Below are 11,202 nucleotides of genomic sequence, written 5' to 3'. Positions count from 1 at the left end.
TGTAACAGGCCGGTGTTAAATTTATAGGGTAAATCTAGAAGTTAAGCGGTATAAATGCGTGATTAAATGTATTGCTTAATATTTTGTTGAACGGATACATAGCTATAGAACACATATGAATACTAGAAGAGATTTTCTACAAAAAATGGGCGCATCAGCATTGATGTTGCAATTGAGTTCAGTAATTACATTTGCAAACACTCCCAACCAAATCGAACAACCCTATGATGGTAAGGTACTCCGGGTTGCCATCATGGGTTTAGGTGGATATGCCACTCGTGTAGCAGAAGCAATGAAAGCCTGTACTAAAGCAAAGCTGGTAGGCGTAATTAGTGGTACGCCCTCAAAGGTTAAAGACTGGCAAATGAAGTACAAAATCGCTGAAAAGAACTGCTATAACTATGATACCTTCGATCAGGTAAAAAACAATCCTGATATTGATGCAATTTATGTGATTACGCCGAACGCACTTCACCACAGTCATGTTATCCGTGTAGCGAAAGCCGGGAAACATGTCATCTGCGAGAAACCAATGGCATTGAATACCAAAGAGGGACAAGAGATGATCGATGCCTGTAAAAAGGCAAAAGTCAGGCTACTGGTCGGCTATAGGATGCACTTCGAACCCCAAACGCTGGAGGTAATTCGAATGCGGAATGCAGGTGACTTTGGTAAGATCATGTTTTTTCAGGGACAATGTGGTTTTAAAATAGGCGATCCTAAGCAATGGCGATTAAACAAAGCACTTGCAGGCGGAGGATCAATGATGGATATTGGTATCTATGCCATCAACGGGGCAAGGTATATGGTTGGCGAAGAGCCGGTTTGGGTGACGGCTCAGGAAACCAAGACTAACCCGGCGATCTTTAAAGAAGGTGTAGATGAGACCATCCAATTTCAACTGGGTTTTCCAAGCGGTGCGGTCGCCTCCTGCTTGTCTAGTTATAATATCAATCACCTGGATAGGTTTTATGTGAGTGGCGACAAAGGATTTGCAGAAATGCAACCTTCTACCGGTTATGGTCCAATTAAGGGCAGAACGCACAAAGGTGAACTCACACAGCCCATAACCACTCACCAGACTACACAAATGGATAAAATGGCCACTATTATATTTGAAGATGACAAACCAGTGGTGCCTGTAGATGGTGAGGAAGGCTTGAAAGATCTTAGAATTATTGAGGCCATCTACCAGGCTGTAAAAACTGGAGAAAAGGTTAAGTTAACGGCTTAGCTAAACAAGGTTTAAAGCGGGATAACCCCGCTTTAAACCTTAAATTTTGAGCACACTTCATCAATTGAGTAACAATTCATCAAGTTTATTCATTTCTTCAACGAGTTTACGCCTGCCTATCTGCTGGCGCCACATGGCGTAATAAAGCCCTTTTTGCTCAATTAATTCTTCATGATTACCACTCTCGACAATTTCGCCATTTTCCAAAACATAAATTCGGTTAGCATGCATGATTGTTGATAAGCGGTGGGCGATGATCAGGGTAATATGATCTTTAAGTTCAGATAACTTATTTACCGTTTTGGTAATTTCTTCTTCTGTCAGGGAATCTAACGCCGAGGTGGCTTCGTCAAACAACAAAATATTGGGCTTTCTTAATAATGCCCTCGCTATGGATAACCTTTGCTTTTCGCCACCAGAAACTTTTACACCGCTCTCTCCAATCAGCGTATCAAGGCCATCTTCCGCTCTCGACAACAATGACTGGCAAGCAGCTTTTTTAAGTGCTTCCATACACTCCTCATCCGTCGCATCAGGCCTAACAAACCTAAGGTTGTCTCTGATATTGCCGGAAAACAGCTGTGTATCCTGAGTCACAAAACCGATCTTTCTTCTCAGCTCATCAAGATGGATTTCGTCTGTATGCGTCTTATTATAAAATACATCTCCTTTGAATGGTTTGTACAAGCCAACTAATAATTTAATCAATGTGGTTTTCCCTGATCCGGAAGGCCCTACAAATGCAACTGTTTCCCCTTCTTCAGCATGGAACGAGATGCCATTCAAGGCATTGCGATTGCTGTTTTTATATTTAAAGAACACGTTCTTAAATTCGATATGATCAATTTTATGCAATGAGGTTGGGTCCTCGGGTATGGCTTCCACAGGCATATCCATAATACGCTTGAAATTACCGAAAGATATCTGAGCTTCCCGCCAGGTTAAAGCCATATGTCCGAATTCCTGTAATGGCCCGAACAGGAAATAAGAGTATAATAAAAAACTAAAGTATTGGCCTGCTGAAAGTTCCTTGTCAAAAATCAGCATGAGCATCACTACAATCATTACACTCCTCACAATATTAACTGTACTACCCTGAATAAAACTCAGCATCCGCAAAATTTTGGTTTTTACAATTTCCAGGTTTAGAATCTTATAAGTTGCTGTATTTAAACGATTAATTTCCTGTTCGCCTAAGCCGTGACTTTTTACCAGTTCGATATTTCGAAGTGACTCTGTGGAACGTCCTGCCAAAACTGACGTCTTGGATATAATTGCCCGGTGAATAACCTTTACCTTCTCAGAGAGCTTCCAGCTTAAATAAGTGATAATCGGGACGGAAGCGACGAAAACCAGTGTAACTTTATAGCTGATTAAAGCAGAATATACGCTTACAAATATGATCCCAAACAAAGCCATAAAGGTGACATTGATGGAAGATTTTATAAAGTTCTCCGAGTCGCTTCTCACCCTGCCCAGCATGTCTAGCTTTGCTCCGCTTCTTTGCTCCTCAAAAACATAGTATGGCATATCCAAAGAATGTTTCATTCCGTCGGCATACATTTCAGCCCCGGTTTTCTGAGCAATGGTGATGGTAAAAAAATCCTGAAAATTATTGGCAATTCGAGATATTAGCGCTGCGCCTATCCCCAAACCAATTAAAGTCATAATTCCGGTAAAATATTCATGCCTGGTGAGTAAATCTCTTTTATTGATGTAATCATCAACAAGTTTTCCAGTGATTAATGGCTCAACGAGCGAAAAGCCCTGATTAATTGCTGTCATCAACAATGCCAATAAGACAATATACTTGTGTTTTTTAAGGTAACTTAACAAAATCTTCATAGGTTCGGCAAATTTAACGAGATATTTATAACGAAATAAAACTTATTTTATGATTTCATTTTAAAATTATCAAAAACTATTCTTTTTTTTAATCATCAATGGCCATATAAACAGTCTTATATCTTTTCTCGCCTTTCTACCACAATCAATTGGTATTTTTCAATAACGTTCTTGGCTTCTAGGGATAAGTATAGCCAATGCTGCGCAGATCAATGTGAACGGCATCTTCACGCTGATAAAAGCGGACTGGCTAATCTGATTTTCTTTTTCAGTTTGGAAATTCAGATTAACTGAGCTCAACAATCAAAAACAGAACAGTACTGAACATTTGCCAATGCAGGTACAGCAATTAAGAATTTAGCGAATCTTAATTTATTTTATGAAAACTCCAGTATAGAAGGCAAAAGATACCTGGTAAGCTGCCTTTTTCCTTAAAAAAATGGCATATGATATCAAACACTTTTGGTTAATGAAATCGCAGAATTCGTACCATATAATCGATTGCTATGCCTGGCACACAACAAAAAAAGCAGCTCTTTTCAGAACTGCTCTTAAAACCTGGGTGGCTGATGGGGCTCGAACCCACGACCCTCGGCACCACAAACCAATACTCTAACCAACTGAGCTACAGCCACCGTATTTTTTAGTGTCACAAAAGTACGACTTTTAATATTCCTTGCAAATATTTTTTCCAAAGTTTTCACAACTAATTTTTAATTCCTTAACATTCAATAATTTGAAATTGAAAAAAAAATTCACCAATAGATAAAACAAGCTATTTTAAACCTAAAAACATAACTTTACCCCGTTTATGATCGAGATTTACACAGACGGAGCAGCTAGCGGAAACCCCGGACCAGGGGGTTATGGTACAATTTTAAGGGCAGGCCAGCATTATAAAGAACTCAGCGGCGGCTTCAGGATGACCACCAACAATAGAATGGAATTATTGGCTGTTATTAAAGGACTGGAAGCTCTGAAAAGTTTAAATCAGCAGGTAACCGTTTATTCTGATTCAAAATATGTAGTAGATGCCGTTGAAAAAAAATGGGTTTTCGGCTGGGTAAGCAAAGGTTTTAAGGACAAAAAAAATAAAGACCTCTGGATGCGTTTCCTCGAATTGTATAAGCTTCACCAGGTAAAATTCATCTGGATTAAAGGCCACAACGACCATCCGGAGAATGAGCGTTGCGACCGTTTAGCTGTTTTCGCTTCTCAAGACAAGCAAAATCTGGCGATAGATACTTTTTTTGAAGCAGAAAGAAATAAAGCAAACCTGTTTTAATCAATCCCGCCAATTACATTTAGATCTTCCAGTTTCGCTGCTACATGAGCATCAATTGAAATCGATTTTGCCGTGTGGAGCAGCATCATTTCTTCTGCCTTTTCTACCATTTTTCTGGAACCAATAAAAATCGGCACCCTCTGGTGTAATTCGGCAGGGACAATATCCAGGATGCGCTCAAAACCGGTACTTGCCTTTCCACCGGCCTGCTCGATTATAAAAGCCATCGGGTTGCACTCATATAACAATCTCAATTTCCCGTTAGGAGAGCGCGAAGTGGTCGGATAAATATAAATCCCGCCTTTAATTAAATTACGGTGAATATCTCCTACCATCGAGCCGATATAGCGTGAGGTATAAGGCCTGTGGGTAGCTTCATCCTCTACCTGGCAATATTTGATGTATTTTTTTACGCCTTCAGGAAAGTGCACATAATTCCCTTCATTAACCGAGTACAGATAACCCTCTTCAGGGATTTTCATCTGCGGATGCGAAAGGCAAAACTCGCCTATGGATGGATCCAATGTAAATCCATTTACACCCTTTCCGGTGGTGTAAACCATCATGGTAGAAGAACCATAAATTACATAACCTGCGGCAACCTGTTCCGTCCCTTTCTGTAAAACATCTGTCAGACTTGCTTTTCCATTAGTCGACTTTCTCCTATAAATGGAAAATATAGTCCCAACCGCCACATTTACATCGGTGTTTGAAGAACCATCCAAAGGATCGATGCAAACAATATATTTAGCGTTATTGGAAACCGGAGATTCGATATGAATGATCTCGTCTTCCTCTTCAGTTGCCACCATACAGCATTCGCCACCACTGGTTAGTGCGGCAATAAACTGTTTATCGGCATAAACATCTAATTTTTTTTGTTCTTCTCCCTGGATATTGGTAGTACCCATATCACCAAGAATATCAACCAAACCAGCTTTATTGATTTCGCGGTTTACGATTTTTGCGGCAATGCCAATGTCTCTTAGCAGCCTGGAGAGTTCACCTTTGGCATAAGGGAAATCTGCCTGTTTTTCTATAATAAATTGTCCTAGTGTTTTAACGCCACAAACCATACTTAGTGTACATTTTACATTATCTACCCGATAACTCTATAACCTCTAAGGTATGAATATTTTCGTCAGTAATGCAAAACCTGATCAGTGTACGCACCTTGTGCCATCCGTGTTTTCCTGCCGCACCGGGGTTTATATGCAAACATTTTATTTTTTCATCAAACATTACTTTTAAAATATGCGAATGCCCGGTGATAAATAATTTAGGCGGGTTAGTGTAAATTTCAGACTTAACAGAAGCAGCATATTTCCCCGGATATCCTCCAATATGGGTCATCCATACATCTACCTTTTCACAGCTAAATCGATTTTTTTCCGGAAACTCAGCACGGATGGCAGCATCATCTATATTTCCATACACGCCACGCAATGGCTTGAACGCGGCTAAAGGAGCGGCAACATCCTGACCAAAATCACCCGCATGCCAGATTTCATCTACCTGATCAAAGTGTTTAAAAACAGCATCATCCAGGTAGCCATGCGTATCAGAAATCAAACCTATTTTTTTCATATTGTAATTGATGTGAGTGATAATTATACAACTTTCTCAGGGTTTTATTTTTTTATCAGAATTATTTACACGCATATCGATATCAATAAAGGGTATAATACACCTAGTAGGCCAGAAAAAAGTCGCTTAATAAAGCTTCGTATGATTCGGTATGTTTACCCCTTGATTGGTAGATATAAAAATGTGATTCGGTTAAGGGGTGTGCTATTCTCCCTAAACCAATAACCTGCCTGAAAGCAGCTTTGCTTTCATCAGAATGTATATAGATACGTTTAACAAGTGAGAGCTGACACTTTAAAGCTTCTAAAACGACTTCATTTGCCTGCTTTACCGGCAGTATGAGCCATAGCATTCCCGAATCACTGAGCAATTCATTGGATTTCTGAACGAGCATGTTAAAAAAATGATGATCGGCATGCCTGGCGATTCCTTTTCTGGCTTCTTCGTTTTTTAAGTCATTCACGAAAAAAGGCGGATTGGAAACGATCATGTCAAATTTCTCTTGATGGTGGTATTGTTCAATTGCGACATGATCAATGGTTAACCGATCATTAAAAACGGAGGCCTTAAAGTTTTTTCCGGCGGTTTCAGCAGCCTGCTGATCAATTTCTACCGCATGAACATGAGCTTCAGGAAAACGCTGGGCCAGCATCAAGGCAATAACTCCGGTACCTGATCCAATATCCAGAATGTTTTCAGCCTCCTCATGATTGGCCATTGCAGCAAGCAACACCCCATCGGTATTGATCTTCATGGCGCAACCTGCCTGATCTACTTCAAACTGTTTAAACTTAAAAATGCTCATAGCAATGCAATAACCAACTAACCATCTTTACAACTCCCCGACCGGCTTTATACCTCATACAATTCCAGCGGCAAACCATCCGGATCAGCAAAAAAGGTAAATTTCTTTCCTGTAAATTCATCTACCCGAACAGGTTCTGTTGTAATGCCCTGATGTTGTAGCCTGGCTATTTCGGCTTCTATATCATCTACTTCAAACGCCAGATGCCTTAGGCCCTGCGCCTCTGGCTTAGATGGCCTGGCTGGCGGATTTTCAAAGGAAAAAAGTTCAATCTGATATAAGCCGTTCACCGCCAGATCCAATTTATATGATTTCCGCTCTTCCCGATAAACCTCAGCAAGAATGGTAAAACCCAGCTTGTTTACATAGAAATCTTTTGATTTTTCGTAGTCAGCGCAAATAATGGCAATATGATGAATTCGGTTGAACATCTTGAAATGAGTGAATTTTGAATGATTGAATGATAGAATGTAGCAAAGTTGCAGAAAATGATTCAAATTTTTACCATAGCAACCTCAGGCGACAAAACACAGTTTTCTAATTTATTGCACCACACCTGATGATTTTACATTAGCCATTCCTAACTCTCTCATTCAATCATTTGATCATTCAATCCCTCATTCATTTCTGAGCGCTATTTCTCATTTCCTATTTAATATTTCCGCTACTCTCTCCACATTCACGTCATTATTTCCACATTCTCCCATTCTATGAAGTAATCATTCACGCATTAAATCTAAAAAACCTAAATTTGCAACTTCAAAAAAAAAGCATGATTCATTTCTTCCTTAATCAATCGCAGGCGGTTTTTGCACTACAAACAGACAAATCGCTTAGTATCAATGATATTACTAAACTCGAATGGTTGTTCGGCGGCGCCAAAATCTCACCAGAAACTGCGCTCAGCGGCTTTTTCGTCGGACCAAGGGCAGCCATGGTTACCCCCTGGAGCACCAATGCGGTAGAGATTACGCAGAACATGGACATACAGGGCATCATCAGGATCGAGGAGTTTAAAGCTGTTGCAGAAGATTTTGCAGATTATGACCCGATGCTTTTGCAAAAATACGGCAAACTTGACCAGGATGTATATACCATTGATATTAAGCCTGAACCTATTTTAGAAATTACAGACATTGCAGCCTATAATAAACAGGAAGGTTTATCTTTAAGTGATGAAGAAGTTGAATATTTAAATTCATTAGCTACCCGATTAGAAAGACCTTTAACGGATTCAGAAGTCTTTGGTTTCTCACAAGTAAATTCAGAACATTGCCGGCATAAAATATTCAACGGAAAATTTGTGATCGATGGCGTGGAGCAACCTACTTCATTATTTAAACTGATCCGTAAAACTTCAGAAGAAAACCCTAACGATATCGTTTCTGCCTATAAGGATAATGTGGCTTTTATAAAAGGTCCGACAGTGCAGCAATTTGCGCCAAAAAGAGCTGATATTCCAGATTATTACGGTACCAGTAATTTTGATTCGGTGATTTCATTAAAAGCAGAAACACATAACTTCCCAACCACTGTTGAACCTTTTAATGGTGCGGCAACAGGTTCTGGTGGCGAAATCAGAGATCGTTTAGCTGGCGGACAAGGCTCTTTACCTTTAGCCGGAACCGCAGTTTACATGACGGCACTTTCCAGGTTGGAAGAAAACCGTCCCTGGGAAAAAGGTGTGGAAGAAAGAGCTTGGCTGTATCAAACCCCAATGGATATTCTGATTAAAGCATCAAACGGCGCTACAGATTTTGGAAATAAATTTGGCCAGCCACTCATTACAGGTTCGGTTTTAACCTTTGAACACGAAGAGGACGCCCGCAAATTAGGTTTCGATAAAGTGATCATGCTTGCCGGAGGTATTGGTTACGGCAAAGCCAGTCAGGCGCAAAAACTGAAACCACAGGAAGGTGATAACATTGTGATCCTGGGTGGTGAAAATTATAGAATCGGCATGGGTGGTGCAGCAGTTTCATCGGCTGATACTGGTCAACACGGATCGGGTATTGAACTCAATGCGATTCAAAGATCAAATCCGGAAATGCAAAAACGTGCTGCCAACGCCGTTCGGGGCATGGTCGAGAGCGAACACAACTCAATCATCTCTATTCATGACCATGGTGCAGGAGGCCACCTAAACTGTTTATCAGAACTGGTAGAAGAAACAGGTGGATTAATCAATCTGGATAAATTACCTGTTGGCGATCCTACCCTTTCGGCAAAGGAAATTATCGGTAACGAATCTCAGGAAAGAATGGGATTGGTAATTGGCAACGAACACATCGAAACTTTACAAAAAATTGCTGATCGCGAACGCTCACCGATGTATACCGTTGGTAAGGTCACCGGCGATCATCGCTTTACTTTCAAATCTGAAACTTCGGGCATTAAGCCGATGGATTTAGAATTGAAAGACATGTTTGGTAGCTCGCCGAAAATTGTGATGGATGATCAAACCATCGACCGCAAATATGAAGCCGTAACTTATGATCAGGCAGAACTTCATACTTATTTAGAGCAGGTTTTACAACTTGAGGCTGTGGCATCAAAAGACTGGTTAACCAATAAGGTTGACCGTTGTGTGGGTGGCCGCGTAGCCAAACAGCAAACTGCTGGTCCATTGCAGTTGCCATTGAATAACTGTGGCGTAATGGCACTTGATTTTCAGGGAAAAGAAGGCATTGCCACTTCAGTAGGCCATTCACCACTTTCTGCTCTGATTGATCCGGCAGCCGGCAGCCGCAATGCCATTGCCGAATCTTTATCCAATATTGTTTGGGCACCATTAAAAGACGGACTGAAAAGCGTTTCACTTTCCGCAAACTGGATGTGGGCCTGTAAAAATGAAGGTGAAGATGCCCGTTTATATGCTGCTGTTAAAGCCTGTTCTGATTTTGCGATTGGTTTAGGCATCAACATCCCAACCGGAAAAGATTCGCTTTCCATGAAACAGAAATATAAAGATGGCGATGTGATTGCCCCCGGAACGGTGATTATTTCTGCAGGTGCCAATTGTAATGATATTACGAAAGTAATAGAGCCTGTATTGCAAAAAAACCGTGGTTCGATCTATTACATCAATCTTTCAAACGATACCTATAAATTAGGTGGTTCATCTTTTGCACAGATTCTAAATAAAATCGGAACGGAAACACCTGATGTTAAAGATGCGGATCTGTTCTCAAAAGCATTCAACACGATACAACAGTTAATAAAAGAAGATAAAATTCAGGCCGGACATGATATCGGTAGCGGTGGTTTAATTACAACCTTACTGGAAATGTGTTTTGCTGATCGTGATTTAGGTGCATCAATTGATCTTTCTGCCTTAGGTGAAAAAGATATTGTTAAATTATTATTTGCTGAAAATATTGCCCTGGTTTTCCAGGCCGACGCATCAGTAGAAGATACGTTAACCCATGCCGGTGTTAATTTTCACAAAATTGGAAAGGTCACATCTTCAGCTGCTCTTGAGGTGAAGAATGGAACAGATCATTTCAATTTTGAAATCAATCATTTACGTGATGTCTGGTTTAAAACATCATACTTATTAGACAGCAAGCAAACCGGTAACGGATTAGCAAAAGAACGTTACGACAATTATAAGAATCAGGTATTAAAATATAATTTCCCGCCACAGTTTGACGGAAAAAAACCGGCTATTGATGCTTCAAAACCTCGTCCTAAAGCCGCGATTATCCGTGAAAAAGGAAGTAACTCTGAGCGTGAACTGGCGAACGCCATGTATCTGGCAGGCTTTGACGTGAAAGATGTACACATGACCGACTTAATCACAGGTCGCGAAACCCTGGAAGATATTCAATTTATCGGTGCCGTTGGTGGTTTCTCCAACTCTGATGTTTTAGGATCAGCCAAAGGCTGGGCTGGTGCCTTTTTATACAATGAAAAAGCAAGAGTGGCTTTAGAGAAATTCTTTGCCCGCCCCGATACTTTATCTGTAGGTATCTGTAATGGCTGTCAGTTATTTATAGAACTGGGTCTGATTAACAAGCAGCATGAAGACAAACCAAAAATGCTGCATAACAAGAGTGGCAAGCACGAAAGTATTTTCACTTCACTAACCTTACAGGAAAATAATTCAGTAATGCTTTCTACCCTGGCCGGTAGTACGTTAGGTGTTTGGGTATCACATGGAGAAGGAAGATTCTCATTACCATATGCCGAAGATCAGTATAAAATCGTGGCCAAATATGCTTACGAAGGTTATCCTGCAAGTCCGAATGGTTCTGATTATAATACGGCGATGATGTGTGACGAAACTGGCCGCCATTTGGTCATGATGCCACACATTGAGCGTTCCTTATTCCAATGGCACTGGGCCAACTACCCTGCCGGCAGAAAAGATGAAGTATCGCCTTGGATCGAAGCATTTGTAAATGCCAGAAAATGGGTAGAAGAAAATTAGAGGCTTAATTGCTA

The 11,202-nt window shown here is 40.5% G+C and carries 8 protein-coding genes and 1 tRNA gene; 3 read left to right on the top strand and 6 right to left on the bottom strand.

Annotation, left to right across the window (positions count from 1 at the left end; translation table 11 throughout):
- Nucleotides 1–115 precede the first annotated feature (115 nt).
- On the top strand, nt 116–1,234 hold the full coding sequence (locus tag CBW18_RS15945) for a Gfo/Idh/MocA family protein (protein WP_088302315.1): 1,119 nt from the start codon (nt 116–118) through the stop codon (nt 1,232–1,234).
- A gap of 60 nt (nt 1,235–1,294) precedes the next feature.
- On the opposite strand, the gene CBW18_RS15940 is transcribed toward CBW18_RS15945, so the two are convergent.
- The gene (locus CBW18_RS15940) at nt 1,295–3,079 is read right to left on the bottom strand and encodes an ABC transporter ATP-binding protein (protein WP_088302314.1); all 1,785 of its coding nucleotides are present in this window, start codon (nt 3,077–3,079) and stop codon (nt 1,295–1,297) included.
- 561 nt (nt 3,080–3,640) lie between these two features.
- Nucleotides 3,641–3,714 (bottom strand) — tRNA-His (locus CBW18_RS15935).
- A 176-nt stretch (nt 3,715–3,890) separates the two neighbouring features.
- Here CBW18_RS15935 and rnhA point away from each other — a divergent pair.
- On the top strand, nt 3,891–4,364 hold the full coding sequence (rnhA, locus tag CBW18_RS15930; protein WP_088302313.1) for a ribonuclease HI: 474 nt from the start codon (nt 3,891–3,893) through the stop codon (nt 4,362–4,364).
- On the opposite strand, the gene fbp is transcribed toward rnhA, so the two are convergent.
- The 4 genes from fbp to CBW18_RS15910 all read right to left on the bottom strand — a co-directional run bounded on the left by fbp (nt 4,361) and on the right by CBW18_RS15910 (nt 7,187).
- Nucleotides 4,361–5,440 (bottom strand): class 1 fructose-bisphosphatase, encoded by a 1,080-nt coding sequence (fbp, locus tag CBW18_RS15925; protein ID WP_088302312.1) that lies wholly within the window; start codon nt 5,438–5,440, stop codon nt 4,361–4,363. The genes rnhA and fbp overlap by 4 nt on opposite strands.
- Before the next feature lie 19 nt (nt 5,441–5,459).
- Entirely contained in the window at nt 5,460–5,951 is a 492-nt protein-coding gene (locus tag CBW18_RS15920) for a metallophosphoesterase (protein WP_088302311.1), read from the bottom strand.
- Between the two features lie 103 nt (nt 5,952–6,054).
- Complete coding sequence (locus CBW18_RS15915) at nt 6,055–6,756, bottom strand: tRNA1(Val) (adenine(37)-N6)-methyltransferase (RefSeq protein WP_088302310.1); 702 nt, start codon at nt 6,754–6,756, stop codon at nt 6,055–6,057.
- A 47-nt stretch (nt 6,757–6,803) separates the two neighbouring features.
- A complete protein-coding gene (locus CBW18_RS15910; RefSeq protein WP_088302309.1) occupies nt 6,804–7,187 on the bottom strand; it encodes a VOC family protein in 384 nt (127 codons plus the stop codon).
- A gap of 290 nt (nt 7,188–7,477) precedes the next feature.
- Between CBW18_RS15910 and purL the strand changes: the two genes are divergently transcribed.
- A complete protein-coding gene (purL, locus tag CBW18_RS15905; protein WP_256387669.1) occupies nt 7,478–11,188 on the top strand; it encodes a phosphoribosylformylglycinamidine synthase in 3,711 nt (1,236 codons plus the stop codon).
- The last annotated feature ends 14 nt before the right edge of the window (nt 11,189–11,202 follow it).

It is taken from the genome of Pedobacter sp. AJM (assembly GCF_002197755.1).
Lineage (GTDB): Bacteria > Bacteroidota > Bacteroidia > Sphingobacteriales > Sphingobacteriaceae > Pedobacter.
Note: the sequence above shows the minus strand (reverse complement) of the source record. Positions and strands in the feature narration are given on the sequence as shown.

Bases quoted from the DNA above. Each gene is read 5' to 3' on its own strand.
- CBW18_RS15945 (WP_088302315.1), top strand. From the start codon at position 116: ATGAATACTAGAAGAGATTTTCTACAAAAAATGGGCGCATCAGCATTG.
- CBW18_RS15940 (WP_088302314.1), bottom strand. From the start codon at position 3,079: ATGAAGATTTTGTTAAGTTACCTTAAAAAACACAAGTATATTGTCTTA.
- rnhA (WP_088302313.1), top strand. From the start codon at position 3,891: ATGATCGAGATTTACACAGACGGAGCAGCTAGCGGAAACCCCGGACCA.
- fbp (WP_088302312.1), bottom strand. From the start codon at position 5,440: ATGGTTTGTGGCGTTAAAACACTAGGACAATTTATTATAGAAAAACAG.
- CBW18_RS15920 (WP_088302311.1), bottom strand. From the start codon at position 5,951: ATGAAAAAAATAGGTTTGATTTCTGATACGCATGGCTACCTGGATGAT.
- CBW18_RS15915 (WP_088302310.1), bottom strand. From the start codon at position 6,756: ATGAGCATTTTTAAGTTTAAACAGTTTGAAGTAGATCAGGCAGGTTGC.
- CBW18_RS15910 (WP_088302309.1), bottom strand. From the start codon at position 7,187: ATGTTCAACCGAATTCATCATATTGCCATTATTTGCGCTGACTACGAA.